Consider the following 15,330-nt stretch of genomic DNA (forward strand, 5'->3'; position numbering starts at 1 on the left):
GTCTGTCCGGTGTCAATTAAAGGCATGGATTTTTATAAAGTAAATATCGCGTGGGAAAGCAAAGAAAAAGCCGTTGAAAAATCCATTTTTGAAACATCGCCCGCTGCCGTCACCGGGTACGTGCCGATGACGGACTGCTCCGTTTTCAGGGTCACTTCTCCCACCTTTTCCCCCTTCTGGACCGGAGCTTCCATCTGCTGGGGAAGCGTCGTTTCAGCCGTTAATTTCTTCCCTTCTCCCTTTTTCAGCAGAATCTTCTCCGGTATCTCATAGGAGAGCGTCACCTGTTGACTGACACCACCTTTGACCGGAAGTGTCTCCACCCTTCCGGCAATCGACGGAAATTCCGCCGTTTCATAGTTGGCAAAGCCGTAATCCAGAAGCTGCGTCGCCGCTTCAAATCGCTCTCCGCTGGACGGAGAGCCCAGCACAACCGCCAGAAGGCTCATTCCGTCGCGTTCGGCAGATGCGGAAATACACACGCCCGCGCCATTGGTGGTACCCGTTTTCAAGCCGGTAATTCCCGGGTAGCTTTTCAGAAGTTTATTGGTGTTTACCATCTGTGTTTCGCCGTTGCGCAAGCTGTCCATCCAAATTCCACAGTACTCCAGAATTTTGGGGTGTTTGAGCAACTCCATCGACATGATCGACACATCTCTCGCAGAAGAATAGTGCCCCGCTTCATCCAATCCGCAGGCGTTTACAAAATGAGTGTGATTCATCCCCAATTCTTTTGCCTTGGCGTTCATCATTTCCGCAAACACGGGCTCCGATCCGCCCACAAATTCCGCCACAGCCACAGCTGCATCATTTGCCGAACATATACAGATTGCTTTGATCAGTTCATCCAGCGTGAACTGCTCTCCCGGCTCCAGCCAAATCTGGCTGCCCCCCATATTATAGGCATGTTCCGAAATCGGAACAATATCCGTCATGGAAACCTTTCCCGCTTCCACTGCCTCCAGTGTCAAAAGAAGCGTCATCACTTTTGTAATGGATGCGATCGGGACTTCGTCATCCGGCCCCTGTTCATAGAGTACCGTTCCCGTATTCACATTGACCAGGATGGCGTTTCTGCAAGGCAGATTCAGTTCGGTGGAATTTTCCGCCCAGGCGTGCGGTGCCGCCAACCCCAGACAAATTGTCGCGACAAGCATAAGCGCTGTGAAATTTTTCCATATGACTGTCCTCTTCATGCGCATATCCCTCCTCGATGATTTCAATCAATCATATGAGGGTGGGTTGTGATTTTATCCGCATTTCTGTATAATAAAGTCACAAATGAACGAGGTGACATTTTGAAAATTGCATTTTATACCTTGGGCTGCAAGGTCAATCAAAACGAAACCGGTGCTCTGGAACAGTTGTTCTGCGACAACGGTTTTTCGCTGGCGCAGCCGACGGAAGACGCCGATGTATATATTGTAAACAGCTGTACGGTAACCGCCGGTGGTGACAAGAAAAGCCGGCAATGGCTGCGCCGCGCCAAGCGGCAGAATCCCGACGCCGTTACCGTATTGACCGGATGCTATCCGCAGGCATTTCCCCAGGAAGCATCGCAGGCAACGGAAGCAGACATCATTACCGGCAGCAAAAACCGCGCACACTTGCTGGACAATGTTCTCTCTTTTCTGCAAACGCGCGAGCGCATCGTGGACATCGCGCCGCATCAGCAGCGGGATTTGTTTGAGGAACTGCCGATGGAGTCACTGGCAGGCCACACCCGTGCTTTCATGAAAATTGAAGACGGATGCAACCGTCGTTGTGCCTATTGCGTTATTCCCCGCGCACGCGGAAATGTGCGAAGCCGCCAGGAGGAAAATATTTTGAAAGAACTCGCAGTGCTTGCCCGCGCAGGCTATCGCGAAGTTGTTTTTTCCGGAATCAATTTATCCAGCTACGGACAGGACACTCAAACCAATCTGGCTCAAATCGTGAAGAAAGCAGCTCAGGTAGAGGGAATTGAGCGCATTCGTCTGGGAAGCCTTGAACCGGATCTTCTGGACGATGCCTGCATTCAGCAAATGGCCGCCGTCAAAGAACTGTGCCCTCAGTTCCATCTTTCGCTGCAAAGCGGCTGTACGCCAACGCTTCGCCGGATGAGACGTGTGTACACAGCAGATGAATACCGCACGGTTGTCCGGAAACTGCGCGCCTCTTTTCCCGGCGCTACTTTTACCACCGACATCATTGTGGGATTTCCGGGAGAAACCGAAGAGGAGTTCGCCGAAACGGTTTCTTTCGTGCGTGAGATTGGTTTTTTGAAAGTCCATGTTTTCTCCTATTCGCGCCGTGCAGGCACACCCGCTTACGACATGCCCGACCAAGTGGACGAATCCGTTAAGGCGCAGCGAAACCACCTTCTGCAGAAAGAAGCAGATGCCGTCCGCAGTGAAATTATTCGCGCAAGAGAAGGTCAAACAGTCGAAGTTCTTCTGGAAAAACCGGTCGCCAAAGATCGCTATACCGGCTATACCAAAGAATACATTCCCGTTTTGATCCATGCCCCCGGACATGTGCAAGGGGAAATCGTACCGGCCCGGTTGGGCTCGTTTGACGGCGAACGTTGTACTGCCGACCCACTTATGTAATAAATATCCCCCGGCAAAGCCGGGGGTTTTTCATAGACGGGTAAACCCCTGGAATACTAGCGCACGCGTCACGTCGCGTTGGTACGGTCTGCCAGCCGCGAAGGACTGTTACTTGCTGCCCGTAAACGGGCTTTTTAGATGTTTCCCATCGTTAACTGTTCACCGGCTTTGTCTTCTTCCAGCTGGCGCCGTATGTATTCCTCTATTTTCTTTGCATTTTTGCCCGCTGTGTCTACGTAGTACCCTCTGCACCAGAACTCCCTGTTGCGGTATTTATACTTCAATTCCGGCTACTTCTCGTATATCATCAGGCTGCTTTTCCCTTTCAGGTATCCCATAAAACTGGACACCGAGTACTTGGGTGGTATCTCTACGAGCATATGTATGTGGTCCGGACATACTTCTGCCTCTATGATTTTCACTTTCTTCCAATTACACAGTGTTCGCAGGATTTCTCCTGCCTCTCTACGCTTCTGTCCATAGAATACTTTGCGCCGATATTTCGGCGCAAATACTATATGATATTTGCAATTCCAGCTTGTGTGCGATAAACTATTTACGTCGTTCACTCCGAATGACCTCCCTTTGCTTGGCTTGTGCAGTTGGCAGACCGCATTTCCATTATAGCAAAGGGAGTTTTTCTTTCTGCAGCATCGACTATAGTCTTCTTTTGAACCACTCGCCTAGCGAGTGGTTTTCGTTATACAAAAAGGACGGAACCGAGTTGGTTCCGTCCTTTTATTTTGAAATCACTCTCTGAATGCTTTGAACAAATTCGTTTCTTTGCAGATTTCCGCGATCAAGAAGCGTAATCCCCAAATCTCTGGCGCGCTGGGACAGCGGACGATTTTCCTCGTGTACATTCGCAGCCGTCAGCATTACGGTCCGGGTTCTCTCACCGCCGAATTTTTGACTCAGGATTTTAATCTCCGTCAACGCCAGCGGCGAAGGCACTCCCATTTTGCAGGAGATGAAAACGGGCGTAACACCTTCGACGATCAGAATATCGATTTCATTCCTTGTGCTTGGTGTACGCCCGTAGGCATTATCCCAATCCACAATGACGCTGGTTCGAACGTCCCCGAACAAACCGCTTTGACGTGCCGCAAAATAGCCGTACAGTTCCAGCCAAATGCCATGATTCTGCAGGCACTTTTTCATTTGTTCGTCCCGATACCGAAACTGGACCTCATCCCCCTGCACTGTCAGTCTTTGAATCGCGCCGCAGGCGGCAAGACGCTCCAGAATATTTTCGTTGCACCGCGCAGTAACCTGCTTGTTGACACGAATCGTCTTCGGTGCACGAATCCACAAATCTTCTTCCTGCTTGCCCACTCCGGCCGCCTGAAAATAGCCTACTGCGCCACCCCACGCCTCGGGATTCTTCAGTACAATATTCCAGATGTCCGGCACGCTGCGCTCAAACTCTTCGCTCATCTCAGCCGGCGAAAAATGGCCATACCCTACCAGTTTGGCTCCTGCCAGAGAAAACACATCCTCTGCCGTAAACTGCGGCACACAAAAACGCTCTGCCAAATCTTCGCAACCGCACAGGTTCACCAGTTTTTTCCGCTCCAGATCAATGTAATAGGCCCGAACATTTTTCTCCTTGCAAAAAATCCCGGCCATGAGAAGCACCAGATCTTTTCCGCCTGTGCAGTCAAACGCACAATCCGGATAGTCCCTGCAAATTGCTTCCATGGTTTTCCAAATGGCGGTCACATCGGAAGTATTGATATAGTAAAACCGTGACTGTGTGCGCAGACCTCTGCTTTTGAACAGTCTTTCGACCGCAGTCTCCTTCCGAAGCGAAGAGTCACGGGCGTCGCAGATATAAACCACCATATCCGGCTCAAACACACACGCAGACAAAATATTTTCCAGCGGTTCTTTATCATACAATTCCACAATTGTTTTCATCGCACAACGCCTTCTTTTCCCGCTTCTGGGGCGATTTTCTTTCTTTCATTTTAATGCCTGTGCGGATACAGCGCAAGCCGATGTTGTCATTTTGCGCAAATCCGGTATAATGAAAAAGAATCCCGTCTTTTCGCACACAAGGATCTGTAAAAGAAAAGACAGATTTGTGAAAGTTTTTTCCAACTTGTAACGTATCATACATAGAAAGGTTCGTGAGGCCAGTTATGGTGCCGCCACAGCTTGCGCCCTCCTGCAATGCATCGCCCGACATGGACCGGATCGTCCAGCAGTACGGCGATTCATTAATGCGGATTTGCTTTTTGTATCTGAAAGATGTTTATCTGGCGCAAGATGCTGTTCAGGATACATTTTTAAAAATCTACCGAAACTACCATAAATTCGATACCAATTCCAGCGAAAAGACCTGGATTATGCGTATCGCGATCAATGTGTGTAAAGACTATCTTCGCAGTGCATGGCATCGAAAAGTAAACGTCCAGGAAGTTTTGGACGAAATCCCCACCCACAGCGAAACGCATGAGGACGACACGATTTTGATTGAAATCATGCGTTTAAAACCGCACTACCGCGAAGTCATTCTTCTGTTCTATTATCAGGATATGAAAATCAGTGACATCGCACAAGTGCTTGGCGCGCCTGAATCCACCGTTTCCGTCCGTTTAAAAAGGGCTCGTGAGCAACTGAAAAAAAGATTGGAGGATTGGTACGAAGATGACTAACCACGAACGCATCCAGCGGGCAGTGGATCGCCGTCTGGATACATTGCATGTATCCGCTCCCGCCTTTTCTCCCGTTTCCTTCACGCCAAGGCGGAGATTCCACCCATTCCGGCGCGTCATCGCCGTGGCAGCTGTAGCCGCAGTTACTTTTGTTGGCAGCGTCAGCGTTCTCGCCGCTTCGTTTCCACCTATTCAACGGCTGGTCGAACAGGTCGGAGTTCAGCTTGCCTCAATCATGCAGACGGTGGAACTTTCCTGCGTATCCGATGACATCGAAATGCAGGTGCTGGCCGCCGTCAATGACAATCAACGTGTTACCGTTTATCTTTCCCTGCGTGACCAGGCCGGTGGCCGTGTTAACGAAAAGACCGTTCTTTCCAATCTGCAGATTGACGGAACGCTGGGCCCCTGCGACGTTCAGCTGGTCGATTATGATTCCAGCACCGGCAATTCCATCTATCGCCTGTCCGGATACAGCGTTGACGCGTTGGACGGAAAGCCGATTACCGTACAGGTTCGCACGCTGCTCAATGATGTGGAAGATTCTCATCGTCAAAACACCGGGTATTCCCTCTCTCTTTTAAAGGATCAAACACCGTCTTTGCAGGAAGGCGTGTCCATCAACGGCAGTTCAATCGTATATGACCCCAATGGTTTTTCACCTTTTGAGGATGCACCGCCTTCCATTCTGGAAGCTGCACCTCTTCCGGATGGCTGGAACCCAGAACTGCCCTGGGGAACCATTACGGCAATCGGATTTGTTCAGGACACGCTTCATGTGCAGATGAAGGTCAGCGAACTCGGCCGCTATGCCCGTGCTGATTTGTATCTGCTGGATTCAAACGGTCAACCTCTGAATGCAGGAAGCGGCACGTATGAGTTTGGGCGCCAATATTCGGAACTGGATGCTGATTACAGCGAATACATCGAATATGTACTTCCTGTTCCGAAAAGTTACTCTCTGGACGATCTTTCTCTGTATTACGATGCCATCTCCTATGACAGCGCCGTGCGCGGAGACTGGAAAGTAACGTTCACTCTGGACAGTGTCTACAAACAGCAGTCCGCAGATTGTGACATCACGCTGGACTCGGTTCACTATACGCAGGTCACGCTTTCTCCCCTCGGCATTTCTCTGCACGGTAATGGGCAACCGGTCAACGGTGAATATCCTTCGGTGGAAGTTTACGACACCAACGGAAATAAAATTGACTTCTACACCAGTTCGACCATTTTCTCCTTTGACGAGCAGGACCAGGTCAGTATCACACTGCAGCAGGATTTCCGCGTTCCCCTTTCTCCGGAAAATATCGGCCAGGTTCTGGTCGACGGACAGGACCTTCAATTTTCCTGATCAATGAAACAAACACCTTCTGATGCCTTTATCCGCATTGGAAGGTGTTTTTCTTTTATTTTTCCATTCACCTATATTTTTTTCAAATTTTTCACTATAATAAGAGAAAAAGATTCTTTCAAGAATAGCTGCTCAAAAAGGAGAACCTCTCATGTCTACTGAAAAAATGCGCACCTTCATCATACGGTTTGTTTTTTATTGTATTATTCTTGCACTTATCTTCATTGTCTTGAAGTATGTGGTTCCAATCCTGCTGCCTTTCATGGTGGGATTTCTGATTGCCTTTTTTCTGAAGCCTCTCATCAACAAAATTTCCGAAAAAACGCATAAAAAGCGTCGGCTCGTTGCCATTTTAACACTGATCGTATTTTATATTTTACTCACTACGCTTTTAATTGTTCTGGGAAGCAGGGCTGTCATTTTTCTGCGGGAGGCCTTCAAAATGCTGCCGAACCTTTACAGCAATGTCATCGATCCGGCACTCACCTCCATTCAGAATATGCTTCTCGACTTTCTGGAGGGATTCGACGAATCCACACGTGATGTGATTGCAAGCATCGGCGAAAGCATGAATGACGGGCTTGGCAATTTGATTGCCGCAATCTCTTCGGCCGCTCTTACAATCGCAACCAACGCCGCCAGTTCTCTTCCGGCATTTCTGGTGAGTTTTCTGATCACGATCATTTCATCTTTTTTCTGCGTGGTGGACTATTACAAAATCACCGCATTCATCGTACGGCTGATTCCGCCGCGCGGCAAAGAGGTACTCTTTAAAATCAAAGAACATGGTATCGACGTTCTCCTCAAATTTGCCAAAGCATATGCCATTTTGATGTTTCTTACGTTTGTGGAAGTCAGCATCGGGTTGTCGCTTCTCGGCATCGATTACGCAATCTTGATCGCCGCCGGAACTGCCATTGTCGACATTTTGCCGGTTCTTGGCACCGGGACGATTCTGATCCCCTGGGGTGTTGTCAATCTGCTGCTTGGAAACTTCCCTCTTGGAATCGGTCTGCTTGTGTTATACGCGATCATCACTATCGTGCGCCAAACGCTGGAACCCCGTGTTGTAGGCAACCAGATCGGCCTCTATCCGCTCGTCACATTGATGTGTATGTTTGTGGGTTCTTATCTGTTTGGAATCGTCGGATTGTTCGGCGTCCCCATCGCAGTTACAATCATGGTGCAGCTTCACCGTTCAGGCGATTTGTAATAAGAAAGAAGGCCGGATTCCCGGCCTTCTTTTATTTATGATATTTTTTGCCTGCCTGAATGGAAAAAGCCCTGTACAGCTGTTCCAAAAGCATCACACGGGCAAACTGATGCGGAAATGTCATCCTGCTCATGGAAAGGCTGAAATCAGCGCTTTTTTTCACAAGCGGAGACAAGCCGTGTGAAGAGCCAATGACAAATGTAACGCTGCCTGCCCCGCCGACTGCCTGCCGTGCTAAAAAATCCGCCAGTTCTTCACTGCTGATTTGGCGCCCTTCAATGCACAGCGCCACCAAAACCCCCGGCCGCTGAACGTGGCTCAAAATCGCCTTTGCCTCTTTCTCCAAAGCTTTTTCAATCACCGCTTCGGAAGCGTTCTTTTCACGAATCGGCTCCTCCGGCAGTTCCACGACATTTAGCTTGCAGAACCCGGAAAGTCTCTTTTGATATTCAGCCGCAGCCGCGCGAAAGTAATCTGCATTCAATTTTCCAAGGGCAATCAACGTGATCGACTGCATAAGTATTTCTCTCCTTCAAAATTCGATGACCGGCGAGATCTCGTGCCTTCGAGCTGCCAAAACCCTTGTTTTTTCATCCGGCACGAATTGCTGCGCCGCAAGCACACATTGAAGCGTTGCCAGCGCCAGCTCCGGCGTATTATTTTCCTGGCTGATATGACACAGACTGAAGTTTTTGCATCCGGCTTTCATCAGACGAAGAATCGTCTGGGCACATTCATCGTTGCACAAATGGCCTCTCTCCGATGCAATGCGCATTTTTAAATAATAGGGATAACGGCCCGACATCAGCATATTGAGATCATAATTGGATTCGAGCGCCACTACATCCGCACAGTATAAGTTAGCCATCACCTCATCGCTGATGAAGCCAAGGTCCGTCGCAATGGCCACAGCCTTCCCCGAGGGTGTGAGAATGCGGTAACCGCAGCAGTCGACTGAATCATGACTTGTGGAAAAACTCTGCACAGTAAATCCGCCGATCTCCTCTTCCCGGCCATCTACCGCAATCCCGTCCACACGCTCCGGAAGGACACCTCGCTCCTCCAAAACATCCAGCGTCGCCGCGCTTGCATATACCGGCACTGGATATTTTTTTAAAAACACATTCAAACCGCTGACATGGTCCGAATGTTCATGCGTGACCAGGATTCCCTGCAGATCCAGCGGAGAAACATCCAATGTTTTCAACGCCGCCAGCGTCGTGCGGCAGCTTTTTCCCATATCAACCAGCAGGTAACGGCCATTCTCTTCAATAAATGCACTGTTTCCGGACGAGCCGGAATAGAGCGTTGTGAATCGAGCCATAGATCTCCTTTCAGAAAGAAATCCTTCGGTCAGAAACCGAAGGATTTTTCCGCTTATCAAATTACTTTTCGCATATTGTTCGCAGGGCGTTCCACTCGTTTGATGTCCGCGCCCAGCCCTTGCAATTTTTCCACAATATCTTCATACCCGCGTTCGATATGACCGATGTCTTCGATTTCCGAAACACCGTCAGCCGCCAGGGCCGCCATCACCAGTGCTGCACCTGCACGCAGATCCGGCGCACGCAAAGGCGCCGCCTGCAGCTCAGCTACACCCTCAATGACCGCCACACGGCCTGCCACCTGAATATTTACTCCCATGCGGGCCAACTCGTCCACATAACGGAAGCGGTTTTCCCAAATGCCCTCTGTGATAATGGATGTTCCTTTGGCCAGTGTGAGGAGCACCGATACCAGAGGCTGCATATCCGTCGGGAAACCCGGATGAGGCATAGTCTTCACGTTCAGAGGCTCCAAATCGCCAGTCCGGCTGACGCGCACGGAATCGTCAAATTCCTCAATCACCGCGCCCGCCTTCTCCAGTTTGGAAGTAATGGGCTCCAGATGCTTGGGAATGACATTCTTAATCAGTACATTGCCGCCTGTGATGGCCGCGCCGACCATATAGCTTCCCGCCTCAATCTGATCGGGAATGATGGAATATGTGCATCCGTGCATTTTCTTGACGCCGCGAATTTTAATCACATCCGTACCAGCGCCGCGCACATCCGCACCCATTGTGTTTAAAAAGTTGGCCACGTCCACGATATGCGGCTCTTTTGCCACATTTTCCAGCACAGTCATACCCTCTGCCATGACCGCTGCCAACATCGCATTGATGGTAGCGCCGACAGAAACCGTGTCAAAAAAGACCTCTTCGCCCACCAGATGAGACGCTCGCACATCAATCATCCCGTTGTCCACGGCATCTTTCGCGCCCAATGCAGAAAAAGCTTTCAGATGCTGATCAATCGGGCGGGGGCCAAGATCACAGCCGCCAGGCATCGCAACCGTCGCGCGGCCGTAACGTCCCAGAAGAGCTCCCAGAAAATAGTAGGATGCACGCATGGCACGGGACAAATCATCCGGCACGCTGGTTCCGTGCAAATGAGTCGTATCAATTTCCAGAGAGTGCTTGTCCAGCATTCTCACCTGCGCACCCATCGCGCTCAAAATATCTACAGACGCCCCCACATCGCTGATGCTGGGCAGGTTCTCTATAATGCATTTATCGGCCGCCAGAATGGTCGCGGGAAGAATCGCTACAGCCGCATTCTTCGCACCGCTGATCTCCACTTCGCCCACCAGCGGTTTCCCACCGTGAATGACAAATTTCTTCACTCGTCAAGACTCTCCTTTGAGAAGCAAATTCCGGCCCAAACCGCGGGCATGTCACAACTCTTTTAGTATACACGCCTTTTGCAGAAAATAAAAGCCGATTTTCATTTTTAACGGTTTTTGCCAAAAATCATCCTCAGCGTCTCTGAAGACACGCTTTTAATATTATAGCGCACACACACTCATTTTGCAAATACAGTTTGAGTATTATACAGAAAAATCTGCGCCACAGACAGTTTCCTGCGGCGCAGATTCAAAATTTTATGGCGGTGTGACAAAACGATACGGATTCGTCAATACGCCGTTTTCTGTAAATTCAAGGTGGCAATGGTTACCCGAGGAGTTGCCGGTCGATCCCATTCGGGCAATGGGCTGTCCCTTCACCACATACTCGCCTTCCGAAACCAAAAGCTCTGAGCAGTGCGCGTACAGCGTGGTGTAACCATTTCCGTGGTCGATTTTTACGAACAAGCCGTAACTCCAGTTGGAGGTACCTGCACCATTCTCGGAAATCTCAACCAGACCGTTATCCGCAGCCACAATGGTCGTACCGTAAGCCCCCGTAATGTCCACGCCGCGATGGCCATAACCCATGCCGCGGGAAATTCCGCTGTAGCCAGGCACCGGCCAGATAAAGTTGCCGTCGCCGGGCTCGCCCACAGCGCCGCCGTACTGGTTCAGGGTGCCGTACAAAATCACCTCGGTGACCGGCTCTGAGATTACTTCCTGCGAGAGGACCACTTTCTGCAGTTCCACGCCGTTCATGTCGTAAACAACATCCGCCGTCACAATCTGCTGACCTGCGACGCCCGCCTGTTGAATCACCTCGTCACCCCATGTCAGTTCTGCCGACTGACTTGTGACGGTTTCATAGGGAATCTCTTCCTGATAGGTGATCCGCTGTACCTGCTGTACTTCCAGACAGTTCATCGTGATCGACTCCCCGCCTGCCAGCGTAAACGGAGCCGCCCCTGTCAGTCGATTGACCAGTTCCTGCCCGGAAATTAACGTATCGGTGAAGTAAAGGCCCGGAATCACCTCAACCTCATGACGGAACCGCACGCTCCAATCGGACTGATCCGGCTTTTGGTAGGGCGCCTGCGCCTGTTCCAAAGCCTCGTTCACCAGTTCGCTGTCCTGTGTCACGCCCACCAGCGTACCGTTGACCATCACGCCGGTTGCCTCCACAAATTTTTGTGAAGAAGTGGCAATGATGCGGTTGGCCAGTTCCGCCTGATCCGACAAGGCCGCTTCGCTGACTACAGAAATGGTGAAGGTCGCCTCGCCTTCCCACTCGGAACGGTCCGCGTCAGCCTGGAGACGCTGCTGCACCAGATTCTGGGCATTTTCATACACTGTTTCGTTCTCTATAAACCCGACCATCTGGCCGTTGTACTCCACCGAGAGCGCAAATGTATAACTCAGGACCGTGTATACCGTGAAAACCAGAATTGCCGTAGCTCCCAAGGGCATTAAGTAAGCCAGCGCGTTCCAGATCAAATCCCGGTATGCGCGCACGCCGCGCTTAAAATACTGCCACCCTTTCTGGGCCACATCCTGTGAGCCGGCTTCTCTCTCCTGCCGCATCATCGTGCGTAGGTTGTGCATTCCCTGGCTGATCTGTTTCCAGGGGGCGAGAACATCCTCCAGAATCGTGCCGAAAAAAGCTTTCAGCAAACTGCCCAGCAGGGTGAAAACCCAAACAAATACGCCGGCAATGCCATGTAAAATATGACGAACGCCTCTTGTGAAGCGAATAAAAAAATACTCTGTATGATAGCCTGTGTCGTAGAACAGGTTTCCCAGTAAATGCGCAACCGCGCGAGGTGAAACTTCCCCATCGCGGAAATAACGCTTCCACTGTCTCTTCAACGTCGGAGCCTCCTTTTCCGCTTTTGTCTTTCAGCTCAAACGAATCTGTAACTATTCTATTATACACGAAAAAGAGGGACACGCAACCCGAAAAAGCGATTCACCCTGTGTTTTTCACAGATCCTTTACAAGTCATGTGCATCAAAAAGCCAATTTTCCCGTCCTAAATTTGCTGTTTCAAAAAACAGGGACTGCATATCCCGGGGAAGCCGCCGACGAACATGAACCTGCCGAAACACAGAAAATGTCACCTCACCGCAGTGAAGCGCCGGGCGTCCCAAAGCTGTTTTTGCACCATAAAAATCGTCTCCAACAAGCGGATGGCCCAGCCAGGAGAAATGGACGCGAATCTGATGGGTTCTTCCCGTCACGGGAATGCAGCGCACCAGCGTAAACCGTTCGGACTCATACAAAACCGTATACTCCGTCCGGCTGGGTTTACCGCTGCCAGCCACTTCCCGTTTGACGATGGAATCCCGACATCGCGCGATTGGTGCATCAATCACACCTTCTGTGCACGAAAGATGCCCCTCAATAACTGCGTAATAGACCTTTTGGCAGCTTTCTGCCAGAATCGGCGCCGCATAGGCATTCATGGCACACAAAACCAGCCCGGATGTTCCATGGTCAATTCGATTGATCGGCCGAAATGGGATCTGGTTGCCACGCCGTTTCATCTCGCCGCAGAAAGCATTGGCAAGCGTCCCGTCCGAATACCCCAGCGTGGGATGAACCACCTGTCCTACCGGCTTATCCAGCACCATCGCCTGTTCATCCTCATAAACGATTGAAAGCGGTATATCCTGTGGAGTTACGCTGCCGGCATTCTCCGGCGGAAGACAAAAGGAAATGCAGTCATTCTGCCGAACATGTTCATTTGTATAAACAACGTTTCCGTTCCGAAAAAAGCCGCAATCGCGCTTGACTGCAGAGCGCAACCCTGCCGACACCTTTTTCAGCCGCAAAAAATCACGCAAAAGCAGTCCGTCTTCTTCCGCACGCACCTCAAATTGAAGTTTCAAACACTCACCACCTAACAGAAAAAGGCAGCCCGAAAAATCAGGCTGCCTTTGACCGCAATGAAAAATCAATACGCAATGCCCTGCGCCAGCATCGCATCCGCCACTTTGATGAAGCCGGCCACATTGGCGCCGACCATCAGATTGCCTTCCACGCCGCAGGCCTTGGAAGCGTCAAACGCATTGTGGAAAATGTTCTTCATAATGCCTTTCAGGCGCTCATCCACTTCCTCGAATGTCCAGGACAGGCGCAGGGAGTTCTGGCTCATCTCCAAACCGCTGGTCGCCACGCCGCCCGCGTTGGCAGCTTTCGCCGGTCCATACAGAACGCCATTCTCCAGATAGACATTGATCGCCTCCGGAGTAGACGGCATGTTGGCGCCCTCGCAAACCACTTTGCAGCCATTGGCTACCAGCAGTTTCGCGCTGGCTTCATCAATCTCATTCTGCGTTGCGCAGGGAAGCGCAATATCGCACGGAATGCTCCAAATGCCGGAGCAGCCTTCATGATATTCTGCGCTCGGCACCTGATTCACATACTCTTTAATGCGGCCGCGGCGCACAAGCTTGATCTCCTTGACCAGATCCAGGTTGATTCCGTCTTTATCGTAAATGTAGCCGTTGGAATCCGACAAAGCCACGACCTTGCCGCCCAGCTGCGTAGCTTTCTCCGTCGCAAAAATCGCCACGTTGCCGGAGCCGGAAATCACGACTGTCTTGCCCTGGAAGCTGTCGTTCTTCATGCAGTTCAGAGCCTCTTCGGTGAAATAGCACAAGCCGTAACCAGTGGCCTCTGTACGTGCCAGACTGCCGCCGTAAGCCAGGCCCTTGCCTGTCAGAACACCCGTAACCTCGTTGCGCAGACGTTTGTACTGTCCGAACATATAGCCGATTTCACGCGCGCCGACGCCGATGTCGCCCGCGGGCACGTCTGTGAACTGACCGATGTGTTTGCTCAGTTCTGTCATAAAGCTCTGGCAGAAACGCATGATCTCTGCATCGGATTTCCCCTTCGGGTCAAAATCAGAACCGCCTTTGCCGCCGCCCATGGGCAGACCGGTCAGGCTGTTTTTGAAGATCTGCTCAAATCCAAGAAATTTGATAACCGAGGCGTTGACGGAAGGATGCAAGCGCAGGCCGCCCTTGTAGGGACCAATGGCAGAATTGAACTGCACACGGTAACCGCGGTTTACGTGGACCTTTCCCGCATCGTCCATCCAGGACACACGGAACTGAATAAAGCGCTCCGGCTCAACCAGGCGCTCCAAAACGCCCCATTGTTCCAGTTCGGGGTGCTTTTCCACATAGACTTCAAGGCTCTCCAGCACTTCGCGCACTGCCTGCAAAAATTCTTTTTCGCCGGCATTGCGAGCCTCAACTTCTGCATAGACTTTCTGCAAATACTCGTTCTTGAACATTTCCTTTTCCCCCTTTATTCCATAGAGCAACACGCCAAATTGCGCATTTCTGCTCTTATGGAAAAAATTATAATCACTTTTTTCTGTTGATTCAAGTAAAATCACATTATTTACAAAGAAAATCCCCCAAATTGACGAAGAAGACGGAGTGTGTTATACTGAATATGTCCAAATGAGCAAAACATACGGCGGCGAGACAGTTTTGTCTTGAGGAAAGTCCGGGCTCCACAAGGGAATGGTAACTGCTAACGGCAGCCGGGGGTGACCCCAGGGATAGTGCAACAGAAATAGACCGCCTGCCTTTTTAGGCCGGTGAGGGTGGAAAGGTGTGGTAAGAGCGCACCAGCGCGCTTGGTGACTTGCGCGGCTCTGTAAACCCTACCAGGAGCAACACCCGTATGAGGACGATACGTCTCCCTGCGTGTCCTCGGAGGTGGCTTGAGCTGTGCGGCAACGTACAGTCTAGATAGATCGTCGTTTAATACAGAACCCGGCTTACGGTTTGGTCGTTTGGACATGGAAGGCGGCGGTGCCATGGCACC

13 protein-coding genes, 1 other RNA gene and 1 pseudogene are annotated in these 15,330 nt (G+C 50.8%); 5 read left to right on the forward strand and 10 right to left on the reverse strand.

Annotated features, from left to right (window positions below):
* Positions 1–32: 32 nt before the first annotated feature.
* Positions 33–1,157, reverse strand: a complete 1,125-nt coding sequence (locus WMO24_RS03055; RefSeq protein ID WP_349214868.1) for a D-alanyl-D-alanine carboxypeptidase family protein — start codon at positions 1,155–1,157, stop codon at positions 33–35.
* A 141-nt stretch (positions 1,158–1,298) separates the two neighbouring features.
* On the opposite strand from WMO24_RS03055, the gene mtaB reads away from it, so the two are divergent.
* On the forward strand, positions 1,299–2,591 hold the full coding sequence (mtaB, locus tag WMO24_RS03060; protein WP_349214869.1) for a tRNA (N(6)-L-threonylcarbamoyladenosine(37)-C(2))-methylthiotransferase MtaB: 1,293 nt from the start codon (positions 1,299–1,301) through the stop codon (positions 2,589–2,591).
* A 108-nt stretch (positions 2,592–2,699) separates the two neighbouring features.
* On the opposite strand, the pseudogene tnpA reads toward mtaB, so the two are convergent.
* The 3 genes and pseudogenes from tnpA to WMO24_RS03075 form a co-directional block, all read right to left on the reverse strand.
* A pseudogene (gene tnpA, locus WMO24_RS03065) lies at positions 2,700–3,160 on the reverse strand (IS200/IS605 family transposase).
* A gap of 169 nt (positions 3,161–3,329) precedes the next feature.
* Positions 3,330–4,511 (reverse strand): PDDEXK family nuclease, encoded by a 1,182-nt coding sequence (locus WMO24_RS03070; protein WP_349214870.1) that lies wholly within the window; start codon positions 4,509–4,511, stop codon positions 3,330–3,332.
* On the reverse strand, positions 4,486–4,713 hold the full coding sequence (locus tag WMO24_RS03075; protein ID WP_349214871.1) for a hypothetical protein: 228 nt from the start codon (positions 4,711–4,713) through the stop codon (positions 4,486–4,488). Before WMO24_RS03075 ends, WMO24_RS03070 begins: the two co-directional genes overlap by 26 nt.
* 22 nt (positions 4,714–4,735) lie before the next feature.
* On the opposite strand from WMO24_RS03075, the gene WMO24_RS03080 reads away from it, so the two are divergent.
* The 3 genes from WMO24_RS03080 (at position 4,736) to ytvI (ending at position 7,818) form a co-directional block, all read left to right on the forward strand.
* Positions 4,736–5,251: a sigma-70 family RNA polymerase sigma factor gene (locus tag WMO24_RS03080; RefSeq protein ID WP_349214872.1), complete on the forward strand. Its 516-nt coding sequence runs from the start codon at positions 4,736–4,738 to the stop codon at positions 5,249–5,251.
* Positions 5,244–6,605 (forward strand): hypothetical protein, encoded by a 1,362-nt coding sequence (locus tag WMO24_RS03085; protein ID WP_349214873.1) that lies wholly within the window; start codon positions 5,244–5,246, stop codon positions 6,603–6,605. The genes WMO24_RS03080 and WMO24_RS03085 overlap by 8 nt, the downstream gene beginning before the upstream one ends.
* A gap of 166 nt (positions 6,606–6,771) precedes the next feature.
* Positions 6,772–7,818 carry a sporulation integral membrane protein YtvI gene (ytvI, locus tag WMO24_RS03090; protein ID WP_349214880.1) on the forward strand — a complete coding sequence of 349 codons (1,047 nt, stop codon included), beginning with the start codon at positions 6,772–6,774 and terminating at the stop codon, positions 7,816–7,818.
* A gap of 31 nt (positions 7,819–7,849) precedes the next feature.
* Here the strand turns inward: ytvI and rlmH are convergent, their stop codons facing one another.
* The 6 genes from rlmH to gdhA all read right to left on the reverse strand — a co-directional run bounded on the left by rlmH (position 7,850) and on the right by gdhA (position 14,788).
* On the reverse strand, positions 7,850–8,335 hold the full coding sequence (rlmH, locus tag WMO24_RS03095; RefSeq protein WP_349214874.1) for a 23S rRNA (pseudouridine(1915)-N(3))-methyltransferase RlmH: 486 nt from the start codon (positions 8,333–8,335) through the stop codon (positions 7,850–7,852).
* 15 nt (positions 8,336–8,350) lie between these two features.
* Entirely contained in the window at positions 8,351–9,142 is a 792-nt protein-coding gene (locus WMO24_RS03100; RefSeq protein ID WP_349214875.1) for an MBL fold metallo-hydrolase, read from the reverse strand.
* 56 nt (positions 9,143–9,198) lie between these two features.
* Positions 9,199–10,482: a UDP-N-acetylglucosamine 1-carboxyvinyltransferase gene (gene murA, locus WMO24_RS03105; protein ID WP_349214876.1), complete on the reverse strand. Its 1,284-nt coding sequence runs from the start codon at positions 10,480–10,482 to the stop codon at positions 9,199–9,201.
* A 258-nt stretch (positions 10,483–10,740) separates the two neighbouring features.
* Positions 10,741–12,351 carry a M23 family metallopeptidase gene (locus WMO24_RS03110; RefSeq protein ID WP_349214877.1) on the reverse strand — a complete coding sequence of 537 codons (1,611 nt, stop codon included), beginning with the start codon at positions 12,349–12,351 and terminating at the stop codon, positions 10,741–10,743.
* A 125-nt stretch (positions 12,352–12,476) separates the two neighbouring features.
* Positions 12,477–13,373 (reverse strand): RluA family pseudouridine synthase, encoded by an 897-nt coding sequence (locus WMO24_RS03115; RefSeq protein ID WP_349214878.1) that lies wholly within the window; start codon positions 13,371–13,373, stop codon positions 12,477–12,479.
* Positions 13,374–13,438: 65 nt separating this feature from the next.
* Positions 13,439–14,788 (reverse strand): NADP-specific glutamate dehydrogenase, encoded by a 1,350-nt coding sequence (gene gdhA, locus WMO24_RS03120; protein ID WP_349214879.1) that lies wholly within the window; start codon positions 14,786–14,788, stop codon positions 13,439–13,441.
* A 173-nt stretch (positions 14,789–14,961) separates the two neighbouring features.
* On the opposite strand from gdhA, the gene rnpB reads away from it, so the two are divergent.
* Positions 14,962–15,301: RNase P RNA component class A (gene rnpB / locus WMO24_RS03125), an RNA gene on the forward strand.
* Positions 15,302–15,330 lie beyond the last annotated feature (29 nt).

This window comes from Ruthenibacterium intestinale, from assembly GCF_040096265.1.
GTDB lineage: Bacteria > Bacillota > Clostridia > Oscillospirales > Ruminococcaceae > Ruthenibacterium > Ruthenibacterium komagatae.

Bases quoted from the DNA above. Each gene is read 5' to 3' on its own strand.
- gdhA (WP_349214879.1), bottom strand. From the start codon at position 14,788: ATGTTCAAGAACGAGTATTTGCAGAAAGTCTATGCAGAAGTTGAGGCT.
- ytvI (WP_349214880.1), top strand. From the start codon at position 6,772: ATGCGCACCTTCATCATACGGTTTGTTTTTTATTGTATTATTCTTGCA.
- WMO24_RS03055 (WP_349214868.1), bottom strand. From the start codon at position 1,157: ATGCTTGTCGCGACAATTTGTCTGGGGTTGGCGGCACCGCACGCCTGG.
- WMO24_RS03100 (WP_349214875.1), bottom strand. From the start codon at position 9,142: ATGGCTCGATTCACAACGCTCTATTCCGGCTCGTCCGGAAACAGTGCA.
- rlmH (WP_349214874.1), bottom strand. From the start codon at position 8,335: ATGCAGTCGATCACGTTGATTGCCCTTGGAAAATTGAATGCAGATTAC.
- WMO24_RS03085 (WP_349214873.1), top strand. From the start codon at position 5,244: ATGACTAACCACGAACGCATCCAGCGGGCAGTGGATCGCCGTCTGGAT.
- WMO24_RS03075 (WP_349214871.1), bottom strand. From the start codon at position 4,713: ATGTATGATACGTTACAAGTTGGAAAAAACTTTCACAAATCTGTCTTT.
- WMO24_RS03070 (WP_349214870.1), bottom strand. From the start codon at position 4,511: ATGAAAACAATTGTGGAATTGTATGATAAAGAACCGCTGGAAAATATT.
- WMO24_RS03080 (WP_349214872.1), top strand. From the start codon at position 4,736: ATGGTGCCGCCACAGCTTGCGCCCTCCTGCAATGCATCGCCCGACATG.